The 24,783-nt window shown below is 66.9% G+C and carries 18 protein-coding genes; 13 read left to right on the top strand and 5 right to left on the bottom strand.

Translation table 11 applies throughout. The features are described 5' to 3' along the window. The first annotated feature begins 45 nt into the window (after positions 1 to 45). From VQ065_RS26295 to VQ065_RS26285, 3 genes are read left to right on the top strand one after another with little or no spacing between them, the layout of a single operon-like run. Positions 46 to 249 carry a YbdD/YjiX family protein gene (locus VQ065_RS26295; protein ID WP_003094856.1) on the top strand — a complete coding sequence of 68 codons (204 nt, stop codon included), beginning with the start codon at positions 46 to 48 and terminating at the stop codon, positions 247 to 249. 59 nt (positions 250 to 308) lie between these two features. After that, complete coding sequence (yjiA, locus tag VQ065_RS26290; protein WP_003094852.1) at positions 309 to 1,313, top strand: GTPase; 1,005 nt, start codon at positions 309 to 311, stop codon at positions 1,311 to 1,313. A gap of 22 nt (positions 1,314 to 1,335) precedes the next feature. After that, complete coding sequence (locus tag VQ065_RS26285; protein WP_073660242.1) at positions 1,336 to 1,716, top strand: hypothetical protein; 381 nt, start codon at positions 1,336 to 1,338, stop codon at positions 1,714 to 1,716. Between the two features lie 77 nt (positions 1,717 to 1,793). On the opposite strand, the gene glyA is transcribed toward VQ065_RS26285, so the two are convergent. From glyA to nfxB, 3 genes are all read right to left on the bottom strand, one after another. Continuing rightward, positions 1,794 to 3,047 (bottom strand): serine hydroxymethyltransferase, encoded by a 1,254-nt coding sequence (glyA, locus tag VQ065_RS26280; RefSeq protein WP_003094846.1) that lies wholly within the window; start codon positions 3,045 to 3,047, stop codon positions 1,794 to 1,796. A gap of 122 nt (positions 3,048 to 3,169) precedes the next feature. Beyond that, positions 3,170 to 7,417, bottom strand: coding sequence for a cyclic di-GMP receptor MorA (morA, locus tag VQ065_RS26275; protein WP_021264099.1), 4,248 nt, complete (start codon positions 7,415 to 7,417; stop codon positions 3,170 to 3,172). A 243-nt stretch (positions 7,418 to 7,660) separates the two neighbouring features. Beyond that, positions 7,661 to 8,224 (bottom strand): efflux pump transcriptional repressor NfxB, encoded by a 564-nt coding sequence (gene nfxB, locus VQ065_RS26270; protein ID WP_003094842.1) that lies wholly within the window; start codon positions 8,222 to 8,224, stop codon positions 7,661 to 7,663. Positions 8,225 to 8,384: 160 nt separating this feature from the next. On the opposite strand from nfxB, the gene mexC reads away from it, so the two are divergent. From mexC to oprJ, 3 genes are read left to right on the top strand one after another with little or no spacing between them, the layout of a single operon-like run. After that, positions 8,385 to 9,548 (top strand): multidrug efflux RND transporter periplasmic adaptor subunit MexC, encoded by a 1,164-nt coding sequence (mexC, locus tag VQ065_RS26265; RefSeq protein ID WP_023657821.1) that lies wholly within the window; start codon positions 8,385 to 8,387, stop codon positions 9,546 to 9,548. Between the two features lie 27 nt (positions 9,549 to 9,575). After that, the gene (mexD, locus tag VQ065_RS26260) at positions 9,576 to 12,707 is read left to right on the top strand and encodes a multidrug efflux RND transporter permease subunit MexD (protein ID WP_003094838.1); all 3,132 of its coding nucleotides are present in this window, start codon (positions 9,576 to 9,578) and stop codon (positions 12,705 to 12,707) included. Positions 12,708 to 12,712: 5 nt separating this feature from the next. Beyond that, positions 12,713 to 14,152, top strand: coding sequence for a multidrug efflux transporter outer membrane subunit OprJ (gene oprJ, locus VQ065_RS26255; protein ID WP_004352729.1), 1,440 nt, complete (start codon positions 12,713 to 12,715; stop codon positions 14,150 to 14,152). 50 nt (positions 14,153 to 14,202) lie between these two features. Here oprJ and escR read toward each other — a convergent pair whose 3' ends face one another. Both escR and VQ065_RS26245 read right to left on the bottom strand, forming a co-directional pair. Next, complete coding sequence (gene escR, locus VQ065_RS26250) at positions 14,203 to 14,721, bottom strand: TetR/AcrR family transcriptional regulator EscR (protein ID WP_003094834.1); 519 nt, start codon at positions 14,719 to 14,721, stop codon at positions 14,203 to 14,205. A gap of 196 nt (positions 14,722 to 14,917) precedes the next feature. After that, positions 14,918 to 15,103 (bottom strand): hypothetical protein, encoded by a 186-nt coding sequence (locus tag VQ065_RS26245; RefSeq protein ID WP_003094831.1) that lies wholly within the window; start codon positions 15,101 to 15,103, stop codon positions 14,918 to 14,920. 110 nt (positions 15,104 to 15,213) lie between these two features. On the opposite strand from VQ065_RS26245, the gene ettA reads away from it, so the two are divergent. The 7 genes from ettA to VQ065_RS26210 all read left to right on the top strand — a co-directional run bounded on the left by ettA (position 15,214) and on the right by VQ065_RS26210 (position 24,737). Beyond that, on the top strand, positions 15,214 to 16,878 hold the full coding sequence (ettA, locus tag VQ065_RS26240; protein WP_003094829.1) for an energy-dependent translational throttle protein EttA: 1,665 nt from the start codon (positions 15,214 to 15,216) through the stop codon (positions 16,876 to 16,878). A gap of 506 nt (positions 16,879 to 17,384) precedes the next feature. After that, positions 17,385 to 18,071 carry an ABC transporter ATP-binding protein gene (locus tag VQ065_RS26235; RefSeq protein WP_003112804.1) on the top strand — a complete coding sequence of 229 codons (687 nt, stop codon included), beginning with the start codon at positions 17,385 to 17,387 and terminating at the stop codon, positions 18,069 to 18,071. After that, positions 18,068 to 19,261 (top strand): ABC transporter permease, encoded by a 1,194-nt coding sequence (locus VQ065_RS26230; protein ID WP_003094825.1) that lies wholly within the window; start codon positions 18,068 to 18,070, stop codon positions 19,259 to 19,261. The genes VQ065_RS26235 and VQ065_RS26230 overlap by 4 nt, the downstream gene beginning before the upstream one ends. Then, on the top strand, positions 19,254 to 20,735 hold the full coding sequence (locus VQ065_RS26225; protein WP_016562356.1) for a TolC family protein: 1,482 nt from the start codon (positions 19,254 to 19,256) through the stop codon (positions 20,733 to 20,735). Before VQ065_RS26230 ends, VQ065_RS26225 begins: the two co-directional genes overlap by 8 nt. Further along, positions 20,725 to 22,002, top strand: coding sequence for an efflux RND transporter periplasmic adaptor subunit (locus VQ065_RS26220; protein ID WP_003094821.1), 1,278 nt, complete (start codon positions 20,725 to 20,727; stop codon positions 22,000 to 22,002). The genes VQ065_RS26225 and VQ065_RS26220 overlap by 11 nt, the downstream gene beginning before the upstream one ends. Before the next feature lie 596 nt (positions 22,003 to 22,598). After that, a complete protein-coding gene (praA, locus tag VQ065_RS26215) occupies positions 22,599 to 23,087 on the top strand; it encodes an alkane oxidation protein activator PraA (RefSeq protein ID WP_003094820.1) in 489 nt (162 codons plus the stop codon). A gap of 258 nt (positions 23,088 to 23,345) precedes the next feature. Continuing rightward, entirely contained in the window at positions 23,346 to 24,737 is a 1,392-nt protein-coding gene (locus tag VQ065_RS26210) for an outer membrane protein transport protein (RefSeq protein ID WP_004364348.1), read from the top strand. The last annotated feature ends 46 nt before the right edge of the window (positions 24,738 to 24,783 follow it).

The following is a 24,783-nucleotide window of genomic DNA, read 5'->3' as shown; positions in this document are numbered from 1 at the left end:
GCCGCGCTCCCCGGTTCGCCGGGGAGCCTTAACGAGGAACTCGCCATGTTCAACGACCTCAGCCGCATGGGCAAATACCTGGGCCAGGCCGCCCGGATGCTGGTCGGCATGCCCGACTACGACACCTATGTCGAGCACATGCGCAACAAGCACCCGGACAAGCCGGTGATGACCTACGAGGAGTTCTTCCGCGAGCGCCAGGAGGCGCGCTACGGTGGTGGCAAGGGTCGGCCGATCCGCTGCTGCTGAATCCCCATCCTTCCGCGGGCCACGTCTGACGTGGCCCGCGTCTTTTCTGGAAGTTGCGCATGTCCGAAGTAGCCAACGACAACCACGCCCCGATCCCCGTCACCGTGCTCACCGGCTTCCTCGGCGCCGGCAAGACCACCCTGCTCAAGTACCTGCTGCAGGCCGAGCACGGCATGAAGATCGCGGTGATCGAGAACGAGTACAGCGAGACGCCGATCGACGGCCAGTTGCTCGGCGTCGAGCCGGTGCAGGTGATGACGCTGTCCAACGGCTGCGTCTGCTGCTCGATCAACACCGACCTGGAAAAGGCCCTGTTCCTCCTGCTGGAGCGCCGCGACAACGGCGAGATCGACTTCGACCGCCTGGTGATCGAGTGCACCGGCCTGGCCGATCCGGCGCCGGTGGCGCAGACCTTCTTCGCCGACGAGGAACTCTGCCAGCGCTACGTGCTGGACGGCATCATCACCCTGGTGGACGCCGCCAACGCCGAGCGTCACCTGCAGGAAACCATCGCCCAGGCCCAGGTCGGCTTCGCCGACCGCATCCTGGTGAGCAAGACCGACCTGGTCGACGCCGCCACCTTCGAGGCCCTGGGCCAGCGCCTGCAACGGATCAACCGGAGGGCGCTGGTGCATGTGGTCGAGCACGGCCGCATCGACCTGGCGCACCTGCTCGACGTACGTGGCTTCAACCTCAACGCCGACCTCGGTCCTGGCATCGGCCTGCGCCCGCTGCGAGCGGTGGCAGCCAAGGACAGCCGCGATCGCATCGGCACCCTGGTACTGCGCAGCGACACGCCGCTCGATCTCGAAAGACTGAGCGAGTTCATGGACGACCTGTTGCAGTGGCATGGCAATTCCCTGCTGCGCTACAAGGGCGTGCTGAACATCGCCGACGAGCCGCGTCGCCTGGTGTTCCAGGGCGTGCTGCGACTCTACGGCTTCGACTGGGATAGCGAGTGGCGGGACGACGAGGCGCGCGAGAGCGTGATCGTGTTCATCGGCGACAACCTGCCGGAGGACAGTATCCGCGAGGGCTTCGAACGCATCGTCGAAGGCCGCTGAGGCGCATCGACGCCAAAGGAGCGTGGAAATGGACAGGGAGGCATTGATCGGCGCCTGGCGGGAGTGCATCCGTGGCGCGGACAAATCCTGGGTGCTGTTCGCCCAGGGCACTTGCGTGATCCTCACGCAGCCGGAGCCGGACCTCGCGGCCCAGGCGCGGGCATCGCTGGCCGAGTGGGGAGCGGTACAGGTCTGCACGCCGGCGGGCGACTTCGGCGTGATCACCCTGGACAACGGCCGCGGCTGGGTGGTGACCGGGCATCACCCGGACATCCTTACCTTCGTCCCTCGCGAGGAACTGGAGGAGGACGCCGGCGAGCTGCTCGTCGGCATGCACGGCCGCTCCCGGCGGGGCGAGGATGCCGAGGCCTTGGCGGTGATCCATGTCGAGGACCGGCGATAACGCTACCCAGCGCCTCCTTCCTCGGAGGAAATGAAAAAGCCCGGCATTTGCCGGGCTCTTTCGTCTTGCCTTGTCGCTTAGTTGCCGTAGACCGGGAACTTGGCGCAGATCGCCTTGACCTTCTCGCGTACGCCGTCGACCACGGACTCGTCGCCCATGTTCTCGAGGATGTCGCAGATCCAGCCGGCCAGCTCGCGGCACTCGGCTTCCTTGAAGCCGCGGGTGGTCACGGCCGGGGTACCGATGCGCAGGCCGGAGGTGACGAACGGCGAGCGCGGGTCGTTCGGGACCGAGTTCTTGTTCACGGTGATGAACGCGCGGCCGAGGGCGGCGTCGGCGTCTTTGCCGGTGATGTCCTGCTTGATCAGGGAGAGCAGGAACAGGTGGTTCTGGGTGCCGCCGGAAACCACGTCGAAACCGCGGTCGAGGAAGACCTGGGCCATGCTCTGGGCGTTCTTCAGGACCTGCTGCTGGTAGGTCTTGAACTCCGGCTGCAGGGCTTCCTTGAAGCACACCGCCTTGGCCGCGATCACGTGCTCCAGTGGACCGCCCTGGGCGCCGGGGAATACCGCGGAGTTGAGCTTCTTCTCGATCTCCTCGTTGGCGCGCGCCAGGATCAGGCCACCGCGCGGACCGCGCAGGGTCTTGTGGGTGGTGGTGGTGACCACGTCGGCGAACGGCACCGGGTTCGGGTAGACGCCAGCGGCGACCAGGCCGGCGACGTGGGCCATGTCGACGAACAGGTAGGCGCCGACCTTGTCTGCGATGGCGCGGAAGCGGGCGAAATCGAGGACCTGGGAATAGGCGGAGAAGCCGGCGACGATCATCTTCGGCTTGTGCTCCACGGCCAGGCGCTCGACTTCGTCGTAGTCGATCAGGCCATTGGCGTCGATGCCGTACTGCACGGCGTTGTACAGCTTGCCGGAGGAGGAGACGCTGGCGCCGTGGGTCAGGTGGCCGCCATGGGCCAGGCTCATGCCGAGGATGGTGTCGCCGGCCGACAGCAGGGCCAGGTAGACCGCGGCGTTGGCCTGGGAGCCGGCGTGCGGCTGGACGTTGGCGTAATCGGCGCCGAACAGTTGCTTGGCGCGGTCGATGGCCAGTTGCTCGACGATATCGACGTACTCGCAGCCGCCGTAGTAGCGCTTGTGCGGATAACCTTCGGCGTACTTGTTGGTCAGCACCGAACCCTGGGCTTCCATCACCGCCGGGCTGGTGTAGTTCTCGGAGGCGATCAGCTCGATGTGCTCTTCCTGGCGCTGGGCTTCCTGCTCCATCGCGGCAAAGAGTTCGGCATCGTAGCGGGCGAGGGTCAAATCACGGCTGAACATGGCGGTCCTCATAAGGATCGGTGCTGGGAAAAGGCGCGCATTCTAACCCATGCGGCGGGTGCTGGCACATGAAAGGCCATCATGTCGCGGACAAGCGGCGCTCAAGCGCGCCGCACGGCGGCTCAGCCCTCGTTGAACATGAACAGCACGTCGCTGGCGTAGAGCATGCCGAACTGCTCGGCGGGCATCGGCCGGCCGAACAGGTAGCCTTGCACCTCGTCGCAGCCGTGCTCGCGAAGGAAGTCCAGCTGGGCCTGGCTCTCCACGCCCTCGGCGATCACCATCAGGTTCAGGCTGTGGGCCATGGCAATGATCGCCCGGGCGATCTGTGCGTCCTGTTCGCCGTGGGGCAGGCCGTCGACGAAGCTGCGGTCGATCTTCAGCACGTCGATGGGGAACTGCTTGAGGTAGTTCAGCGAGGAGTAGCCGGTGCCGAAGTCGTCCACCGCGATGGCCAGACCGAGGCGCTTGAGCCCGGAGAGGATCTGCATGGCCTCGGCGACGTCACTCATCAGGATGCTTTCGGTCAGCTCCAGCTCCAGGCAGGCCGGCGGGATGCCTGTCTCGTAGAGGATCGCGGCGATCCGCTCGCCCAACTGGCCATCGGCGAACTGCCGTGCCGAGAGGTTCACCGAGACCTTTGGCACCCGCACCTTGGCCTTGTGCCAGCTGCGCAACTGCTTGCAGGCTTCCGCCAGCAGCCAGTCACCGACCTGGGCGACCAGGCCGATCTCCTCCAGCACCGGAATGAACTCGCTCGGCGGAACCAGTCCGCGGCGCGGATGCTGCCAGCGCAGCAGGGCCTCGGCGCCGGTCAGGCGGCGGCCGTCGCCGGTGAACTGCGGCTGGTAGTGGAGGACGAACTCGCCCAGTTCCAGGGCGCGGCGCAGGTCGCTTTCCAGTTCCAGGCGCTCCAGGGCGCGGGCGTTCATCTCGGCCTGGTAGAACTGGAAGTTGTTCTTGCCCATCTCCTTGGCGTGGTACATCGCCGTGTCGGCGTTCTTCATCAGCAGGCTCAGTTCGGCGCCGTCCTGGGGCGACAAGGCCACACCGATGCTGGCGGTGACGAAGAATTCACGGCCTTCCAGGGTGAACGGCCGGGCCAGACGGCCGAGGATCAGCTCGGCGACCTGGATCGCCCGTTTCAGGGCGATCTCGCGGTCGCCCTGGGAAGGCAGCAGCAGGGTGAATTCGTCGCCGCCCATGCGCGCCACGGTATCGTCCTGGCTGACGCAGGCGCTCAGGCGGGTCGCCACTTCCTGCAGCATGCGGTCGCCGGCGGCGTGGCCGAGGGAGTCGTTGATCGGCTTGAAGCGGTCGAGGTCGAGGAACATCAGCACCACCCATTGGCCGTTGCGCTCGGCCTGTTGCAGGGCGGTATGCAGACGGTCCTGGAACAGCGTGCGGTTGGGCAGGTGGGTGAGGGCGTCGTAGTAGGCCAGGCGGTGGATGCGCCGCTCGCTGGCCTTGCGCTCGCTGATGTCGCTGAAGAAGCAGACGAAGCTGACCAGGTCGCCTTCCTCGTCGCGCACCGCGGTGATGCCGACCCAGGACGGATAGAGTTCGCCGGTCTTGCGCTTCTGCAGGATCTCGCCTTCCCAGCTGCCGCTGTGCTGCAGGCTGGCGAGCACGTGCTTGAGCTGGTTGGCTTCCTGGCGGTCGGCGGTGAGCAGGCGCGGCTGCTGGTCGAGCACGTCGGCCGGGCTGTAGCCGGTCAGGCGCGAGAAGGAATCGTTGACCTGGACGATGTAGCCGGCCGGGTCGGTGACCATGATCGCCGCCGTGGAGTGTTCGAATACCGTCGCCGCCATCCGCAGCTCGCGTTCGGCGCGGCGCTGCTGGCTGATGTCGCGGGCGATGCCGAGCAGGCCTTCGAAGCGGTCGTGCTCGTCCCACATCAGGACGATCCGCAGTTCGATGGGAATCTTGCGTCCGTCGGCGCGCAGGCAGTCGAGGGCGAACAGATGCTGGCCAGGGTTTTCCCGCAGCTCGGCGAGCTTCTGGCGGTCGCCGATGGCGTGCCGCACGCGGCGCAGCAGGCCGTTCAGGCGGCCGAGCTGGCGCGGGTTGGTGGCGGTCTGATGGAGGCCGTTGAGCAGCGCCCATTCCGGGCTGTAGCCGAACACGTGCTGTACCGAGGGGCTGACGTAGCTGGCGTTGAGTTCGGCGTCGGTGGAGAAGATCACGTCGCTGATGTTTTCCGCCAGCATGCGGTAGCGTCGGCCGTTCTCGCGCAGCGCGTTGTTCGCCTCGACGGTGAAGGTGATGTCCTTGGCCACGCCGATCAGGCGCGCCACGCGACCGCTGCGGTCGCGGCTGAAGGCCTGCTCGCGGATGTCGAACCAGTGCCAGCGGCCGTCGCGGTGGCGCCAGCGCAGCTGGCTGTCGAGCAGCAGGCCGTCGCCGACCACGTGCTGCAGGTTGCGGATGCGCCAGTAGTATTCCTGGTCGTCGGGGTGCAGCAGGGTTTCCCAGAAGTTCTCGCCCATCCGCGCCAGTTCTTCCTGGTTGTAGCCCAGTTGCTGGCCCAGGTGATGGTTGCTGAAGATCACCCGGCGCGCGTGCAGGTCGTGGATGTAGAGGGTATCGGGCACCGCCTGGACCGCGTCCGACCAGAACTTCTCGCGCTCGATCAGCGACAGTTCGACTTCCTTGCGACTGGTGACGTCGGACAGGCTGAGGGTCACCGCATGCCATTCGCCGGGGTTTTCCGGCAGGCGCAGTTGCAACCACAGGTGCCGCGGCGTGCTCTTGCCGCAGCGCAGCGTGGCTTCCAGTTCGAGTACCGGCCGGCGTTCGATGAGCGCCTCGATCACCTGCAGGCGCAGGCTGTCCGGTTGTAGCGGGCCGTGGTCGAGCAAGCGCTGCCAGGCCTGTTCGGTGGACTCGATCTGCAGCAGGCGGCGACTGACATCGTTGATCTCGGTGATGCGGATCCGCTCCAGCAGCGCCTGCTGCCGCCCGGGTTCGCCGGCGAGCCAGGCGCGCAGTGCGGCGCAGCTGTCCAGGCCTTGTTCCACCAGAGCCTGGCGCAGGGCGGAGAGGTCGAGCACGCAGAGGGCCACGCCGACCCCTTCGAAGATGTCCTGGTAGCGCCGCCGGGTTTCCTCCAGGACGCCGAGGGCGTGCTGTTCCTCGGTGACGTCGCGCAACACCCAGACCTGCCCGCCCTGGAGGATCTGCTCGCGGAGGGTCCAGGCCTGGTCGGCGAGCGCCGGATAGCTGGCCAGCGGATGGCGGCTGAGGGTGAACGTCCGCGGCTCGCCGCGTACCCGCAGCGGCAGCAACTCGCTACGGGTCTCGCCGTCGCCACCGGCGTCCGTCAGCCAGCCTGGCTCGAGGTCCGGCAGCAGGCCCAGCAGGTGATGCTGGCGGGCCTGGGCCGAACTGATGCCGAAGAGGCGTTCGGCCTGGGGATTGAGGTAGCTGAGGCGGCCGTCGGCGCGGGTCACCAGCACCCGCTCGTCGATCGCCGCCAGTGCCGTGGCCGCCTGGCGCAGGCTGCGCTGCGAGGCCAGGGTCATGGCGCGCAGGCCTTGCTGCTCGCGGTGCAGGCGCAGCAGCATGTACACGGTGACGCCGACCAGCAGGAGGAAGATCGCCAGCTCGCCGCCGATTCCCGGCAGCAGGCCGAGCCGCACTCGCGTGCTGTCGTAGAGCCCGCGAAGCTGCCAGTCGCTGTTGCGCAGCGGTTCCACGCCGAGGGTCTGCATGTCGTCGAGCAGCGCCGTGCTCCCTGGGGTATGCCAGAGCACCCGCCCGGCGTATTGGTCTTCCAGGCGCCAGAGCAGGTTGCCGGTGGGGAGGTCGGGACTCCACTGGGCGAGGCTGTCGCTGGCCAGGTGCAACAGCCAGAAGCCACTGTCGCGGCGGCTGCCGGGTTCGCGCAGGGTCAGGTAGAGGGATTCGCCGTCGCGCGGGTCGAGGCAATAGTGGTAGAGGCCGGAGCCGGCGTGCTGGCGCAACTGCTCGGGCAGCGTCGTTTCCGGCGACGGGCTGCCCGTCTGCGGGGCGCTGTCCACCCATTGCAACTGGCGCACCTGTGGCAGCGCATCGCTGATGCGTGGCAACAGCCTGTTCTGGATCTCGCCACGCTCGCTGGGGGGCACGCCCGGGAGCAGGGCGAGGGCGGTGCGCGCCTTGAGTTCGAGGGTCAGGGACAGGCGGTCGTTGAGACGATCGAGCTGGGCCGCGGCTCGCTCGTGTTCGAAGCCTTCCTGCTGGCGCAGCTCCTGGCTCATCTGCCAGAGCAGCAGGCCGAGCATCAACAGGACCAGCAACAGCAGGCCAGCCTTGGCTGCCGGTCGGTCGGGTACGGTCAGTGGGTCGCCGGCGGGAGGCGGCGACGGGGTTAGCGAGGGGGTCGACACTGACCGGAATTCCTGGGGGAGGTGTGATTCGGTAGACAGTTAGGATGCCCGGAAGCAAGGCCAAGTGCCAGTATCGCCGACGAGCGTCACGGTCCTTTCCGGCTGTCGAGGCACTTTGTCGCAGGACCGGTGACGACTGATCTTCCCGAGTGTCGAGCAGGCCTCCGGGCGGCCGAAGTCGACGGCACGCGGATCGGTCCGTGCCATGCGGCGACGAGAGGGGCGCCGCCGCGGGCGCAAGGGTCAGGAGCGCGCCGGATTGGAAGCGCCGTGGAGGAACATCTGCTCCAGGGTATGCGCGGAATTGGAGCTGGCCGCCCGACCGCGGCGTTCCGCATCGACCATGCCGTAGACCAGGGTGATGAACAGTTCGGTGAACACGGCTGCCGTGATGTCGATGCGAAACACGCCTTTCTGCTGTCCGCGCAGGAAGAAGGCGTCCAGCGCTTCCAGGTAGGACTGCCAGCGTGCGCCTTCGCCGTGCGGGTCGAGGAAGTCCGGGCGGTACTGGAATACCAGGAATACCAGCAGCTCGCGGTGGGTGAGGTGTTCCTTGATCAGGCGCTGCAACGCCTCCAGAGGCTCGGCATGCTCCAGGTCGCAGGCCTGGATGATCTGGTTCAGCACGGTCTCTCCGTGGTCCTCGAGCATCTGCACCAGGTTGTCCCGCGTGCCGCAGAAGCGGTGCAGGGTGGCCTTGCTTACGCCGGCCGCCTCGGCCAGTTCCTTCAGCGTCGCTCGCGGGCGGTCGACGATAGCGACTGCCAGTGCCTTGATGAGTCGCTCGTCATGGGAAATCAGGGTCATCGATGGGTCCCGGTTGGTTTTTCCGATTGTGCGCATTGTGCAGAAAACTGGCCTCGCGTCCAAAGGAATTAGATGACAAAAGATCATTTGAGACAATATTGACTCAATTAGCTCGAAAAAGTACCATTCGATCCGTTTTCAATCAACGGTCGGGTGGGTCATGGCTGATTTGCGTGCAATAGGAAGGATCGGGGCGTTGGCTATGGCCATCGCGTTGGCGGGTTGTGGGCCGGCGGAAGAGCGACAGGAGGTCGCCGAAATGGTGTTGCCGGTGGAGGTCCTGACGGTGCAGGCCGAGCCCCTGGCGCTGAGTTCGGAACTGCCTGGGCGGATCGAACCGGTGCGGGTCGCCGAGGTGCGCGCGCGGGTGGCCGGCATCGTCGTGCAGAAGCGCTTCGAGGAGGGCGCCGACGTCAAGGCTGGCGACCTGCTGTTCCAGATCGATCCGGCACCGCTGAAGGCTGCGGTGTCGCGCGCCGAGGGCGAGCTGGCGCGGAACCGCGCGGTGCTGTTCGAGGCGCAGGCGCGGGTGCGTCGCTACGAGCCGCTGGTGAAGATCCAGGCGGTCAGCCAGCAGGACTTCGATACCGCCACCGCCGACCTGCGCAGCGCCGAGGCGGCGACCCGCTCGGCCCAGGCCGACCTGGAGACCGCGCGCCTGAACCTCGGCTACGCCTCGGTCACTGCGCCGATCTCCGGGCGCATCGGCCGCGCGCTGGTGACCGAGGGCGCGCTGGTCGGGCAGGGCGAGGCGACGCTGATGGCGCGTATCCAGCAGCTCGATCCGATCTATGCGGATTTCACCCAGACCGCGGCCGAGGCCCTGCGCCTGCGCGACGCCCTGAAGAAAGGCACCTTGGCCGCCGGCGACAGCCAGGCGCTGACCCTGCGCGTCGAAGGGACGCCCTACGAGCGCCAGGGCGCGTTGCAGTTCGCCGACGTGGCGGTGGATCGCGGCACCGGCCAGATCGCCCTGCGCGGCAAGTTCGCCAACCCCGACGGGGTCCTGCTGCCGGGCATGTACGTGCGCGTACGTACGCCCCAGGGCATCGACAACCAGGCGATCCTGGTGCCGCAACGGGCCGTGCGCCGCTCCAGCGACGGCAGCGCCCAGGTGATGGTGGTGGGCGCCGACGAGCGCGCCGAGGCGCGCAGCGTCGGTACCGGCGTCATGCAGGGTTCGCGCTGGCAGATCACCGAGGGCCTGGAGCCGGGTGACCGGGTCATAGTCGGCGGCCTGGCTGCGGTGCAGCCGGGGGTGAAGATCGTGCCGAAGCCGGATGGTGCCCAGGCGCAAGCCCAGTCATCTGCGCCGCAACAGTAAGGGCGGGTTCGCCCCGAGGATTTTCCGATGTCCGAATTCTTCATCAAGCGGCCGAACTTCGCCTGGGTGGTGGCCCTGTTCATCTCCCTGGCCGGCCTGCTGGTCATTTCCAAATTGCCGGTAGCGCAGTACCCCAATGTCGCGCCGCCACAGATCACCATCACCGCCACCTATCCCGGCGCCTCGGCGAAGGTGCTGGTGGACTCCGTCACCAGTGTGCTCGAGGAGTCGCTGAACGGCGCCAAGGGCCTGCTCTACTTCGAGTCGACCAACAACTCCAACGGCACCGCCGAGATCGTCGTCACCTTCGAGCCGGGCACCGATCCGGACCTGGCCCAGGTGGACGTGCAGAACCGCCTGAAGAAAGCCGAGGCGCGCATGCCGCAGGCGGTGCTGACCCAGGGCCTGCAGGTCGAGCAGACCAGCGCCGGTTTCCTGCTGATCTATGCGCTCAGCTACAAGGAAGGCGCTCAGCGCAGCGACACCACCGCCCTCGGCGACTACGCCGCGCGCAATATCAACAACGAGCTGCGGCGCCTGCCGGGCGTCGGCAAGCTGCAATTCTTCTCTTCCGAGGCGGCCATGCGGGTCTGGATCGATCCGCAGAAGCTGGTGGGCTTCGGCCTCTCCATCGACGACGTGAGCAATGCCATCCGCGGGCAGAACGTGCAGGTGCCGGCCGGCGCCTTCGGCAGCGCACCGGGCAGTTCCGCGCAGGAGCTGACGGCGACCCTGGCGGTGAAGGGCACCCTGGACGATCCGCAGGAGTTCGGCCAGGTAGTGCTGCGCGCCAACGAGGACGGCTCGCTGGTCCGGCTCGCCGATGTCGCGCGCCTGGAACTCGGCAAGGAGAGCTACAACATTTCCTCGCGACTGAATGGCACGCCCACCGTGGGCGGGGCTATCCAGCTGTCGCCCGGGGCCAACGCGATCCAGACCGCTACCTTGGTGAAACAGCGTCTCGCCGAACTGTCGGCGTTCTTCCCCGAGGACATGCAGTACAGCGTGCCCTACGACACCTCGCGCTTCGTCGACGTGGCCATCGAGAAGGTGATCCACACCCTGATCGAAGCGATGGTCCTGGTGTTCCTGGTGATGTTCCTGTTCCTGCAGAACGTCCGCTACACCCTGATCCCGTCCATCGTGGTGCCGGTGTGCCTGCTGGGTACACTGATGGTGATGTACCTGCTGGGGTTCTCGGTGAACATGATGACCATGTTCGGCATGGTCCTGGCGATCGGCATCCTGGTGGACGACGCCATCGTGGTGGTGGAGAACGTCGAGCGGATCATGGCGGAGGAGGGGATTTCCCCGGCCGAGGCCACGGTCAAGGCGATGAAGCAGGTATCCGGCGCCATCGTCGGCATCACCCTGGTGCTCTCGGCGGTGTTCCTGCCGCTGGCTTTCATGGCCGGTTCGGTGGGGGTGATCTACCAGCAGTTCTCGGTGTCGCTGGCGGTCTCGATCCTGTTCTCCGGCTTCCTCGCCCTGACCTTCACCCCGGCGCTGTGCGCCACGCTGCTCAAGCCCATTCCCGAAGGGCACCACGAGAAGCGCGGCTTCTTCGGCGCCTTCAACCGTGGCTTCGCCCGCGTCACCGAGCGCTATTCGCTGCTCAACTCGAAGCTGGTGGCGCGCGCCGGACGCTTCATGCTGGTGTACGCCGGCCTGGTGGCCATGCTCGGCTACTTCTACCTGCGCCTGCCGGAAGCCTTCGTGCCGGCGGAAGACCTCGGCTACATGGTGGTCGACGTGCAACTGCCGCCTGGCGCTTCGCGCGTGCGCACCGATGCCACCGGCGAGGAACTCGAGCGCTTCCTCAAGTCCCGCGAGGCGGTGGCTTCGGTGTTCCTGATCTCGGGCTTCAGCTTCTCCGGCCAGGGCGACAATGCCGCGCTGGCCTTCCCGACCTTCAAGGACTGGTCCGAGCGAGGCGCCGAGCAGTCGGCCGCCGCCGAGATCGCCGCGCTGAACGAGCATTTCGCGCTGCCCGACGATGGCACGGTCATGGCCGTGTCGCCGCCACCGATCAACGGTCTGGGTAATTCCGGCGGCTTCGCATTGCGCCTGATGGACCGTAGCGGGGTCGGCCGCGAAGCGCTGCTGCAGGCTCGCGATACTCTTCTTGGCGAGATCCAGACCAACCCGAAATTCCTTTACGCGATGATGGAAGGACTGGCCGAAGCGCCGCAACTGCGCCTGTTGATCGACCGGGAGAAGGCCCGCGCCCTGGGGGTGAGCTTCGAGACCATCAGCGGCACGCTGTCCGCCGCCTTCGGCTCGGAGGTGATCAACGACTTCACCAATGCGGGGCGCCAACAGCGGGTGGTGATCCAGGCCGAACAGGGCAACCGGATGACCCCGGAAAGCGTGCTCGAGCTATACGTGCCTAACGCTGCTGGCAACCTGGTACCGCTCAGCGCCTTCGTCAGCGTGAAATGGGAAGAGGGACCGGTGCAATTGGTGCGCTATAACGGCTACCCGTCGATCCGCATCGTCGGTGACGCCGCGCCCGGCTTCAGTACCGGCGAAGCCATGGCGGAAATGGAGCGCCTGGCCGCGCAGCTGCCGGCCGGCATCGGCTACGAGTGGACCGGCCTGTCCTATCAGGAGAAGGTCTCCGCCGGGCAGGCCACCAGCCTGTTCGCCCTCGCCATCCTGGTGGTGTTCCTGTTGCTGGTGGCGCTCTACGAGAGCTGGTCGATCCCGCTGTCGGTGATGCTGATCGTGCCGATCGGCGCCATCGGCGCGGTGCTCGCGGTGATGGTCAGCGGTATGTCCAACGACGTGTATTTCAAGGTCGGCCTGATCACCATCATCGGTCTTTCGGCGAAGAACGCGATTCTCATCGTCGAGTTCGCCAAGGAACTCTGGGAGCAGGGGCATAGCCTGCGCGACGCCGCCATCGAGGCCGCGCGCCTGCGCTTCCGACCGATCATCATGACTTCCATGGCGTTCATCCTCGGCGTGGTACCCCTGGCCCTGGCCAGCGGCGCCGGCGCGGCGAGCCAGCGCGCCATCGGCACCGGAGTGATCGGCGGGATGCTCAGCGCCACCTTCCTCGGCGTGCTGTTCGTACCCATCTGTTTCGTCTGGCTGCTGTCGCTGCTGCGCAGCAAGCCGGCACCCATCGAACAGGCCGCTTCGGCCGGGGAGTGAACGAGATGCGCAAACCTGCTTTCGGCGTATCGGCGCTGCTGATCGCCCTGACCCTCGGCGCCTGCTCCATGGCGCCGACCTACGAACGTCCCGCCGCGCCGGTGGCCGACAGCTGGAGCGGCGCCGCCGCCCAGCGCCAGGGCGCGGCGATCGACACGCTGGATTGGAAGAGTTTCATCGTCGATGCCGAACTACGCCGCCTGGTGGACGTGGCCCTGGATAACAACCGCTCGCTGCGCCAGACCCTCCTGGATATCGAGGCGGCCCGCGCGCAGTATCGAATCCAGCGCGCCGACCGGGTTCCGGGCCTGAACGCCGCTGCCACCGGCAACCGCCAGCGGCAGCCGGCTGACCTGTCCGCCGGCAATCGCTCGGAAGTGGCCAGCAGCTACCAGGTCGGGCTGGCCCTGCCGGAGTACGAACTGGACCTCTTCGGTCGGGTCAAGAGCCTGACCGACGCAGCCCTGCAACAGTACCTGGCCAGCGAGGAGGCGGCGCGTGCGGCACGGATCGCCCTGGTCGCCGAGGTCAGCCAGGCCTACCTGAGCTACGACGGCGCCCTGCGGCGCCTGGCGCTGACCCGTCAGACCCTGGTCAGCCGCGAGTATTCCTTCGCCCTGATCGACCAGCGCCGCGCGGCCGGTGCCGCCACCGCGCTGGACTACCAGGAAGCCCTTGGCCTGGTGGAGCAGGCGCGCGCCGAGCAGGAGCGCAACCTGCGGCAGAAACAGCAGGCATTCAACGCGCTGGTGTTGCTGCTGGGTAGCGACGATGCCGCGCAGGCGATTCCGCGGAGTCCGGGGCGGCGGCCGAAGCTGCTGCAGGACATCGCACCCGGCACGCCGTCCGAGCTGATCGAGCGACGCCCGGACATCCTTGCCGCCGAACATCGTTTGCGGGCGCGCAACGCGGATATCGGCGCGGCGCGCGCGGCGTTCTTCCCACGCATCAGCCTGACCGGCAGCTTCGGCACCTCCAGCGCGGAAATGTCCGGCCTGTTCGATGGCGGCTCGCGCTCCTGGAGCTTCCTGCCGACGCTGACGCTGCCGATCTTCGATGGCGGGCGCAACCGTGCCAACCTGAGCCTGGCCGAGGCGCGCAAGGATTCGGCGGTGGCCGCCTACGAGGGGACCATCCAGACCGCTTTCCGCGAGGTCGCCGACGCCCTGGCGGCCAGCGATACCCTGCGTCGCGAAGAGAAGGCCCTGCGCGCCCTGGCGAACAGCAGCAACGAAGCCCTGAAGCTGGCCAAGGCACGCTACGAGAGTGGCGTCGACAACCACCTGCGCTACCTCGATGCGCAGCGCAGCAGCTTCCTCAACGAGATCGCCTTCATCGACGGCAGCACCCAGCGGCAGATCGCCCTGGTCGACCTGTTCCGCGCGCTCGGCGGAGGCTGGGACGAGGGACGGAGCCTGGTGGTACATCGAGGCGGCAGGAGTTGAGCGGGTAAACGTGTGGGAAACGGTGCTAGCGGGTGGCAACTGCCGCCCGCTCAAGGGCTGGCAGGTTGTGCGGGGTTCGACGCGCCACGCAGGAACAGCTCCTCGAGCGTGGCGGACAACCCGGCGCTGGCCGCGCGACCGCGGCGCTCGGCATCGACCATGCCGTAGATCAGGACGATGAAGAGTTCGCTGAAGGTCGCCGCGCTGATATCGATACGGAACACACGCTTCTGCTGGCCGCGCAGGAAGAAGGCGTCCAGGGCTTCGACATAGGACTGCCAACTGGCGTCCCCATGCCCGGCCTGGCGTCCCGGGTTCTGCTCGAACATCAGCAGCGCCAGCAGGTCGCGCTGGGCGAGGTGTTCCCGGATCAGCTCGCGTAGCGCTTCCCGCGGCTCCAGCCGCTGCAGGGCGGCGCTGTGGGTGAGGCGTTCGAGGGTACTCCTGGCATGGCTTTCCAGGCGCCGCTTGAGACCTTCGCGGGTACCGCAATGACGGTTCAGGGTTGCCCTGCTCACTCCTGCCAGTTCCGCCAGTTCTCCCATGGTGGCGCGCGGATGATTGACCATCGCGGTGGCCAGGGCCTTGAGCAGGCGCTGGTCCTGAGACGACGGGGTTGGCGCTGGGTCGAGACTGTCCTTGTGCGGGGAGTCGGGTAGGTGGGCGGATCTGGGAGCGAGTGTCATTTTTGAGGTTTTTTTTGTTCTTTTGAGACTGATTTGGATCAATTGTAGCAGGCTGTATCTCCCCACGCCTTGCTTTGCGTCAGGTCTTGAGAGGCAGCACCATGGCCGCGAGCAGTGCCAGGCCCACCCAGACCCCGCACGGGGCGATGGTCGCCGCCTCCCCCAGGCAGAACGCTTTCGACAGGACGAGGGTAGCGGAGACGGTAAAGGCGGCCAGTACGCTGCTCAGCGTCACCGTAGCGGCCTGGAATCGGACGGCGAACATTCGCCGGCGAAGCGCCCCGCCCCACGAAAACCGGGGTGGCTGGCCAGCTTTCTCTCGGTCTGTCATATACTTGGCCGAGTTTTTTTCCTTTTCTTCATGAGGTGCTCGTTTTGGCTCAGTACGTCTACACCATGCATCGGGTCGGCAAGATCGTTCCGCCCAAGCGTGAAATCCTCAAGGACATCTCCCTGTCGTTCTTCCCCGGCGCCAAGATCGGCGTGCTCGGCCTGAACGGCGCGGGCAAGTCCACCCTGCTGCGGATCATGGCCGGCGTCGACACCGAGATCGAAGGCGAGGCCCGGCCGATGCCGGGGATCAACGTCGGCTACCTGCCGCAGGAGCCCAAGCTGGACCCGCAGGCCACCGTGCGCGACATCGTCGAAGAGGCCGTCGGCCAGATCAAGCAGGCCCAGGCGCGGCTGGACGAGGTCTATGCCGCCTATGCCGAGCCGGATGCCGACTTCGACGCCCTGGCCGCCGAGCAGGCCAAGCTGGAGGCGATCCTCCAGGCATCCGACGGACACAACCTGGAACGCCAGCTGGAAGTCGCCGCCGACGCCCTGCGCCTGCCGCCGTGGGATGCCAAGGTCGAGCACCTGTCCGGCGGCGAAAAGCGCCGCGTAGCGCTGTGCCGCCTGCTGCTGTCGGCTCCCGACATGCTGCTGCTGGACGAACCGACCAACCACCTGGACGCCGACTCGGTGGCCTGGCTGGAGCATTTCCTGCACGACTTCCCCGGCACCGTGGTGGCGATCACCCACGACCGCTACTTCCTCGACAACGTCGCCGGCTGGATCCTCGAACTCGACCGTGGCCATGGCATCCCGTTCGAAGGCAACTACTCCGGCTGGCTGGAATCCAAGGCCGCCCGCCTGGCCCAGGAAGCCAAGCAGGAAGCCTCCCACGCCAAGGCCATGAAGGCCGAGCTGGAGTGGGTACGCCAGGGCGCCAAGGGCCGCCAGGCCAAGTCCAAGGCGCGCCTGCAGCGCTTCGAGGAACTGCAGTCGCAGGAATTCCAGAAGCGCAGCGAGACCAACGAGATCTACATCCCGGCCGGGCCGCGCCTGGGCGACAAGGTCATCGAACTGCACAACGTGACCAAGGGCTACGGCGACCGCGTGCTGATCGACAACCTGTCCCTGAGCATTCCCAAGGGCGCTATCGTCGGTGTGATCGGCGGCAACGGCGCGGGCAAGTCGACCCTGTTCCGCATGCTCACCGGCAAGGAGCAGCCGGACTCCGGCACCATCGAGATCGGCGAGACCGTGCAGATCGCCAGCGTCGACCAGAGCCGTGACAGCCTGGAAGGCAACAAGACCGTGTGGGAGCAGGTTTCCGACGGTTTCGAGCAGATCAAGATCGGCAACTACGAAGTCCCGTCGCGCAGCTATGTCGGTCGCTTCAACTTCAAGGGCGCCGACCAGCAGAAGTTCGTCAAGGACCTCTCCGGCGGTGAGCGTGGCCGTCTGCACCTGGCCCTGACCCTGAAGCAGGGTGGCAACGTGTTGCTGCTCGACGAACCGTCCAACGACCTCGACGTGGAAACCCTGCGTGCGCTGGAAGAGGCGCTGCTGGACTTCCCCGGCTCCGCCATCGTGATCTCCCACGACCGCTGGTTCCTCGACCGGATCGCCACCCACATCCTCTCCTACGAGGACGATGGCAAGGTGACCTTCTTCGAAGGCAACTACACCGAGTTCGAGGCGGACCGCAAGAAGCGCCTGGGCGACGCCGCGGCCCAGCCGCACCGCGTGCGCTACAAGAAACTGGCGTAAGCGCGCCCTCGAGAAACCGCCCGCCGGCGTTGCCGGCCGGCGGTTTTTTCATGCCTGGAATTCAACGAGCCATGCGCTGGGGAACATGGGAACTGCGCAGGGACACCTCCATCGGCGGTACCCGGGGGAGGCTCCCACGCAGCATGCCTGAGCCTTCACCTAACTAAAGATGGGGGTGCATCGACGGCCGCGATGGTGTCAGCTCTGCTAGTGGTCTGCGCAGCCGATCCGTGCGCTCAATACCGCCTGCCCGGAGAGGCCGCGCCATATGGCGAAGCCCGGCGGAATCGAGTACCGGCATTGGCCGGGCGGACCAGCCGCTACCTTCGCTCGGCGCTGGCGCCTCGGGGTAGCGTTGCCGGTGGTGGCGGCTTGTGCGCTGTCTCCATCATCAGCAGTATGGCCGTTCGGCCTGTATCGCCGGCCTTGCGGCGGTACGACCGGGCGGGCCTTGAAGGGATGCGAGCGGTCGGGTGCGAATGCCAACAACAAACAAGCACGAATCATTGATCTCCCTGCAGGGGATCGGCAAGGGCTACCTCCTGGGGGGGCAGCCGCTGCAGATACTGAAAGACGTCTGCCTGGACATCTTTCCCGGAGAAAGCTGCGCGATCGTCGGCGCGTCGGGCTCGGGCAAGAGCACCCTGCTGAATATCCTCGGCCTGCTCGACCGCCCGGACAGCGGCGCCTACCGCTTCGCCGAGCACGACATCTTCAGCGTCGACGGGGACCGACTGGCGGCGATCCGCAATCGCCTGATCGGCTTCGTCTTCCAGAGCTTCAACCTGTTGCCGCGGCTGAACGCGCTGGACAACGTCGCGCTGCCCCTGAGCTATCGAGGGATGCCGCGCCGCGAGGCACTGGAGCGGGCCGAGGCGATGCTCGCCCGGGTCGGCCTGGCCGAGCGCGCCGGCCATCGTCCAGCGGACCTCTCCGGCGGCCAGCGGCAGCGCGTCGCCATCGCTCGCGCGCTGGTCGGCGAGCCGGCGCTGATCCTCGCCGACGAACCAACCGGCAACCTCGACGCGAGCACCGCGAAAGAAGTGCTGGAGCTGCTTCTCACGCTCAACCGCGAGCGCCAGGTGACCCTGGTGGTGGTCACCCACGATCCCGGCCTGGCGGCCCGTCTCGGGCGCCAACTGACAGTACGGCATGGCGAGGTGCACGAGGACCTGGCGGAGGCCTGCCGGTGAGCGCCAGCCCGTCGCCCCGGCAATTGCTTCACGAGGCCCTCGCCAGTCTTCGCGGGCTGGGGCGCCGCTCGCTGCTGGCGTTGCTGGGTATCGTCATGGGCTGTTCATCGGTGATCGCGATGCTGAACATCGGCAGCAACGCGACCGACGAAGCGATGAGCATCTTCAAGGACATGGGCACCGACACCCTGGTGGTGCAGTTCCCGTTCGCCCCGCAGGCGCCGATGCCGATGCCGGCGTCGCTCGACACCGAACCGCTGCTCCGCGACGTGGCCGGTCTGGAGCACCTGGCGGCGCTGGGCCTGTACTCGGCCCCGGTGACCTTTCACGGACGCACCAGCAACGCCAGTATCGTCGGCGCCAGCGCCGGGCTCGCAGCCGCCGCCAGGCTACGGCTGCGCGAAGGACGTTTCCTCTCGCACTTCGACGATCACGACACCTACGTGGTGGTGGGCGCGACAATCGCCGAGGCCCTGGGGGCGCCCGGCGATCCGCTGCGCCTCGGCGAGCAACTGACGGTCAACGACTATCTGTTCCGCGTGATCGGCATTCTCCAGCCGCAGGCCAGCGCCGCTCTCTTGCCGTTCGCCGCCAACGACTCGCTGTTCGTGCCGGCGCCGGGCATGCCGCGCCTGCAGCCGGCCGCCGAGGTCAGCCACGTGGTGGCGCGGGTCACGCCGGGAGCGGACGTCTATAGCGTCGGCGCGGCCCTGGGCGCGGCCCTGACGGCGCGGTTGCCCGGTCACGAGGCGCAGATCCAGGTCTCGCAGCAGGTGCTCGATGGACTCAAGCGGCAGACCCGGACCTTCACCTACCTGCTGGCCGGACTGGGGATCATCTCCCTGCTCGGCGGCGGCGTCGGAGTGATGAACGTGATGCTGATGAGTGTCGCCGAACGCCGCCGGGAAATCGGCGTGCGCATGGCGCTGGGCGCGCGCCAGCGGGACATCCGCAACCTGTTCCTGATCGAGGCGGTGACCCTGACCGCCGCGGGCGCGCTGTCGGGCGCGGTGCTCGGCGTGGCGGCTGCGTATCTCTACGCCAGGTTCTCCGGCTGGACCTTCTCTCTGGCCTACGCGGCCCTGCCGCTGGGGATGGGCAGTACCCTGCTGGTGGGGCTGTTCTTCGGGCTCTATCCGGCGGTCTCGGCGGCTCGCCTGCAACCGGTCGAGGCGCTGCGCGATGAATAGGTGGGGCCTGGGCGTGCTGTGGCTGGTCGCCGCTCTTCCGGTGGCGGCCAGCGTCAACCCGGCGCTGAGTCCGGACGTACCGAGCATGGCCCGCGAGCAGGGCAGGTCGGTACTGCTCAGCGAGCAGGTGATCGACCTCAGCCTGAGCGACGCGGTCTATCTTGGCCTGCGCAACAACCGTGGAATCCGTAGCGCCTACCTGCAACGGATCGCGCAGAAGTTCGACCTGCGGGTCGCCGCCGACGCCTTCAACCCGAAGCTGGTGGTGCGCGGCGACTATCGCGCCAACCGCGCCACCGAAGACCGCACGAGGACCAGCAATGTCTCGCCCACCGCGACCCTGCTTGGCGAATATGGCACTCGCTTCAGCCTGGCCTGGGTGAAGCAGTTCCGCACCGCCGACGAGGCCGGGCGCTACCGCAGCGATGGCCTCGACCTGACCGTCGTCCAGCCGTTGCTGCGCGATGCGGGCTGGGACGTCACCACCGCGCCGCTGCGCCTGGCACGTCTCTCCGAAGACGCCAATCGCCTGCAACTCAAGGCCAGCGTGTCGCAGACCATCAGCCAGGTCATCGGTGCCTACCGGGAGCTGCTGCGCGCCCAGGAGCAGGCGCGCATCTCTCGCGAAGCCCTGGCGCGGACCCAGGAGCTGCTCGAGGTCAACCGGGCGATGATCCGCGCCGGGCGAATGGCCGAATTCGAGATCGTGCAGACCGAGGCCGACGTCGCCAGCCAGGAGCTCAACGTCGAGGAGTCCGCCAACCAGGTCGACAGCGCACGCCTGGCCCTGCTGCAACTGCTGGCGCTGGACCTGTCGACGCAGATCCGCGCCAGCGATGCGCTGGCCGCCACGCCGATCGAGGTTGACCGCCAGCAGGCGATCAGGACCGCCCTGCAGCAGCAACCGGAATACCTGCAACGCCTGATCGGCAGTCGCCAGGCCGACCTCAACCTGGTGCTGGCGAAGAACCAGCGCCTGTGGGATGTCTCGCTGGTGGGCGGCGCCAGCCAGATCCGCGACCGCTACAGCGAGGGCGGTGGCGACAATTCACGCAGCTGGGACAGCTACGCCGGGGTACAGGTGGAAATTCCCATCGGCGACCTCAGCCGCCGGCAGGCCGAGGTGCGCGCCCAGGTCGACGTGGAGAACCAGAAGATCCTGATCGAGGATGCCCGGCAGACCCTGGAGCAGAACGTCATCGATGCGGTGCGCGACCTCGGCACGCGCTGGCGCCAGTACCAGATCGCCCAGCGCGCCACCGCCTTGTCGCGGCGCAAGCTGGAGATCGAGCGGGAAAAGCTGCGCGTCGGGCGTTCGAGCAACTTCCAGGTGCTGAGCTTCGAGACCGACCTGCGCAACGTCGAGAACACCCAATTGAATGCCCTGATCTCGTTTCTCAATGCGCAGACGCAGCTCGACCTGATCGTCGGCATGACCCTGGATAGCTGGGAGATTTCGCTCAATGACCACTGACCGGTTTTCCTTCCTGCGCCGGCCCGCATTGCCGCTCGCCGCCGGCCTGGCGGTTGTCGCGGCGCTGGCCTGGCTGGTCCTCGCCGGCGGCACCGCGAAACGCACGGAAGGGGAGCGCTGGGTCGCCGTGCGGGCGGCCCCGCTGGTGCATCAGATCGGCCTGGTCGGACGCCTGGAGCCGGGGCGTGTGGTGACCCTGGCGGCGCCCTTCGCCGGCAATGTCGAGGCGCTGCTGGTGGAGCCGGGACAGCGGGTCGCGGAAGGACAGGAGCTGCTACGCATGGACACCCGCGAGATCGCCGTGCAGGTGCGCGAGGCACAGTCGGCGTTGCTCAAGGCCCGTCGCACCCTGCAGGACCTGCGCGACTGGGAGCGTGGCGAGGACATGGCGCGGGTCCGTCGTGCCCTGCGCAGCGCGCAGCTGGCGCAGAGCAGCACCGAGCGCAAGTTGCGCGAGACCCGCGAGCTGTTCCAGCGCGGGATCGTCCCGCGCAACGAACTCGACGATCTCGAACAACAGGCCAGCCAGCAGCGCATGGACCTGGAGGCGGCCCGGCGGGAAGTGGAGTCGACCCGCGCCAAGGGGCAGGGCGAGAATCGCCAGATCGCCGAAATGGACCTGGCCAACGCCAGCGTGAAATACGAGACGCTGCAGGCCCAGCTGGATGGCCGTACGGTGCGCGCGCCCTTTGCCGGTATCGTCGTCGCGGCGCCCGGCCTGGCTGGCGAGCAGGGCAGCCGCGAACCGGTGCAGGCCGGTAGCAAGCTGGGGCAGGGCCAGGCGTTGTTCGGCCTGGCCAGCGTCGAGCGGCTGAAGGTATCTGCGAAGGTTTCCGAACTGGATATCAACCAGTTGCGCGAAGGGCAGGCGGTGGAAATCAGTGGCGACGGCTTCGAGGGCACCACGCTGGAGGGCGTCATCGCCGCCCTCGGTGGTCAGGCTCTGCCCGGCATGGCCCAGGGAGGCAGCCCGCAGTTCGAGGTGACGGTGTCGGTAGCGCCGCTTGATCCCCGCCAGTTGCAGAAGATTCGTCTGGGAATGAGCGCCAAGCTGACGGTCACCACCTATCGCAACGAACAGGCCATCGTCGTGCCGCCGGAGGCGATACGCCACGAGGGTGACCGGCTGTTCGTGGACTTTCGCCAGGCTCCCGGCGCCAGCGTGATGGCGCAACAGGTCAAGATCGGACGCTCCACGCCGGAGGGCGTGGAGGTGTTCGAGTTGCAGCCGGGTCTCGTTCGCGTGCCGTCCTCGTCCGACCGATAGTTGGCAACCTAACTTTGGGTTGGCTGGGTCGCTTCGCGAGCTGCCAATTCTGGTAGGTATGCCCCGTCATGGTGCGTTTCTTCCCGACGCGGATGTTGACAGAGGTATCAGGATTCCTTCGCGACGACGCTTCGTTCGCCCTCCACGGTATTCACCGATCTTTCTTCGGAGGGGCAACCCCCTTCTTTCGCTAGGCTTTTCCAGAGCCGCGCTGACCGTACTCTGGCCCCCGTCGTTGACTGGTCCACTGCCCCCTCGCGGTGTTTGCCAGCCCTGTCAGGCCTGCGTTCGCGGAGGTCGGCCAGGCGGGCATTCCGAGGTGCGGCGGGTTGGCAAACCTATCGGATCTTTCTGATATCCGGTCTGTCCCGGCTCGTCGTGGGGACCGTCAGCGTCGGCACCGGATAGGACTCATGAGATAAAGCTTCTCCCGAATCCCGGTACGCACGGTCAAGGCGGGTGGTGTGGTTCGCCTGGCAGGTGGAACGGACGGGAAGGCACAAGGTGGTCGTGGGGGCGGGTCGGCGACGATCCTGCCGCATGATCAAGGCTCGGCAACCGCGAGCGTTGCCAACTCACTGGAAGGATACAAAACAATGAAATCCATCAAGTCCCTGCCGTCCTTTGCTGCTCTTGCTCTCTGCCTGAGCGTTTCGTCCATGGCCAGCGCGGCCACCATCACCCCGGTCAACTCGGCCTTCACCGCACCTGGCACCATCAGCGTGAGCTCGCCGGCGTCGCTCAATCTGCCAGTGACCTGCAACATCACCTTCAAGGGCACGACAGCCGCCGATGGTTCCTATGCCTCGATCGACAGCGTCACCGTCAGCGGCAGCAACACCCTGTGCAGCGTGCCGCAGATGACCGGCCTGCCGTGGAAGCTGACCGTCTCCAGCACCACCGCCGGCAAGGTCGATGGCGTCGGCTTCAAGATTCTCTCCTCTACCTGTGGCCCGAGCACCGTCAACGGTTCCTGGAGCAACGCCACCAATACCCTCAGCGCCAGCAATCAGTCGCTGGCTGGGAACTGCAAGATCAACAGCCTGAGTGTGCAGCCGACCCCGGCCTTCGTAGTCAACCCGTAATCCGGGCTGCCGCTGGCGCCTTCGGCGCCAGCGGTTTCGCGCTCCCGCTGCCAGGCGTCCTTCGCGGGCCGGCAGGTCCGAGGGAGTTTCCGCCGGAAGCGGCGCAGAACCTCGTTCGCACATGGAAAACGGCCTGGGGGAGGGTGTCCGCCAGGACGCTCAAGCAGGCCGACCATCGTGCCCCGTGCACTAGCAGCCACCAGGGGTGAAACCTTGAACAACAAAAACGATATTTCCTGCCTGTTTGCCAGAAAACCATTGCCATTGCTCTGCGCCCTGATCGTCGGCGGACTGTTCGGCACGTCCCAGGCACAAGCCGGCGGCTTCATGGTACCGACCACCAACACGGCGGGCTGGGGCCGTGCGATGGCAGGCGGCTCGCTGTTTCCCAACGATCCGAGCGCCGCGTTCAACAACCCGGCGGCCATGGCTTTCATCGACAAGCGGATCGCCCAGTTGACGATCAACTACGCCGATATCGACATCAAGTACAACGGCGATGCCTACGACTACCAGGGCAATCCCATGACCGGCGGCTACCAGGATGGGCCGGGCACTCCCGAGCTGGCTACCAACGATGGCGGCCAGGCCGGATTCGGCGCGTGGCTGCCGACCGGCTTCCTGGTCGTACCGATCAACGACCGCTTCGCCTTCGGTCTGAGCCAGGTCGTTCCGATGGGAATGCGCAGCACCTGGGACCCGAACTGGAAAGGCCGCGATTTCGCGGTGGACACCAAGATCGAGACGATCGGCCTGACCGGCTCCCTGTCGTTCAAGGTCAACGACAACTTCTCCCTGGGCGCCGGGGTGATCATCCAGCGCACCTCCGGCTTCGTCAGTCAGAACCTCGATCTCTATGCCTCGGCCGCCAACTCCCCGGGCATGGGCGGGATTCCGTTCCCGGCCTCGAACTCGTCCGCGCTGATGCGGGTCAAGGTGGACAACACATCGCCCGGCTTCTTCGCCGGCGCGGTGTGGAAGCCGACCGACCGCGACACCCTGGGCTTCGCCTACCACGCGAAGATCCGCAACAAGCTGAAGGGTCACTACAACCTCTACGACCACGACGGTGGGCTGACCGAGGGCGCCATCGAGGGCGGCACGCCAGGCCTGGCCTATCCCGGCCTGGACCTGCGCATGGGCGCTTCCGCCTCGGCGCGCCTGGATATCCCCGCCTACGCCTCGCTGGACTGGGTACACCAGTTCAACGACCGTCTGAGCCTGGGCGCCAGCGCCACCTGGACCGAGTGGTCGTCGTTCCAGGACCTGACCCTCAAGTCCCACGGCAACACGATCGTCTCCATCCCCTACACCTACCGGAACACCTGGACCCTGGCGGTGGGCGGCGACTACAAGGTGACCGACCAGTGGACCATGCGCGCCGGGGTCGCCTACGACCAGACGCCGACCCACAATGCCACCCGCGACCCGCGGATTCCCGACGGCGATCGCTACTTCGCCTCCCTGGGCGCCGGCTATCGCTTCCAGTCGATGCCGGAGTTGTCGATCGACGCGGCCTACTCGCGGCAGTTCGTCAAGGAGGTGCCGTTGAAGACGGTCAACCAGGATCGCCTCGGCGGCGGACGCCTGGATGGCAAGGCAACCAGCAAGGGACAGGTGTTCAGCCTGTCCGCGACCTACGACTTCTAGACCCGGCCGTAGGCAGAGAAAGGGCCTCCCCCGTCAGGGGGAGGCC

It is taken from the genome of Pseudomonas sp. KBN10P06128 (assembly GCF_037574945.1).
Classification (GTDB): domain Bacteria; phylum Pseudomonadota; class Gammaproteobacteria; order Pseudomonadales; family Pseudomonadaceae; genus Pseudomonas; species Pseudomonas aeruginosa.
Note: the sequence above shows the minus strand (reverse complement) of the source record. Positions and strands in the feature narration are given on the sequence as shown.

Coding starts and splice junctions, on each gene's coding strand:
- VQ065_RS26295 (WP_003094856.1), top strand. CDS start 46: ATGTTCAACGACCTCAGCCGCATGGGCAAATACCTGGGCCAGGCCGCC.
- yjiA (WP_003094852.1), top strand. CDS start 309: ATGTCCGAAGTAGCCAACGACAACCACGCCCCGATCCCCGTCACCGTG.
- glyA (WP_003094846.1), bottom strand. CDS start 3,047: ATGTTCAGCCGTGATTTGACCCTCGCCCGCTACGATGCCGAACTCTTT.
- nfxB (WP_003094842.1), bottom strand. CDS start 8,224: ATGACCCTGATTTCCCATGACGAGCGACTCATCAAGGCACTGGCAGTC.
- mexC (WP_023657821.1), top strand. CDS start 8,385: ATGGCTGATTTGCGTGCAATAGGAAGGATCGGGGCGTTGGCTATGGCC.
- mexD (WP_003094838.1), top strand. CDS start 9,576: ATGTCCGAATTCTTCATCAAGCGGCCGAACTTCGCCTGGGTGGTGGCC.
- oprJ (WP_004352729.1), top strand. CDS start 12,713: ATGCGCAAACCTGCTTTCGGCGTATCGGCGCTGCTGATCGCCCTGACC.
- escR (WP_003094834.1), bottom strand. CDS start 14,721: ATGGTCAATCATCCGCGCGCCACCATGGGAGAACTGGCGGAACTGGCA.
- VQ065_RS26245 (WP_003094831.1), bottom strand. CDS start 15,103: ATGTTCGCCGTCCGATTCCAGGCCGCTACGGTGACGCTGAGCAGCGTA.
- VQ065_RS26225 (WP_016562356.1), top strand. CDS start 19,254: ATGAATAGGTGGGGCCTGGGCGTGCTGTGGCTGGTCGCCGCTCTTCCG.
- VQ065_RS26220 (WP_003094821.1), top strand. CDS start 20,725: ATGACCACTGACCGGTTTTCCTTCCTGCGCCGGCCCGCATTGCCGCTC.
- praA (WP_003094820.1), top strand. CDS start 22,599: ATGAAATCCATCAAGTCCCTGCCGTCCTTTGCTGCTCTTGCTCTCTGC.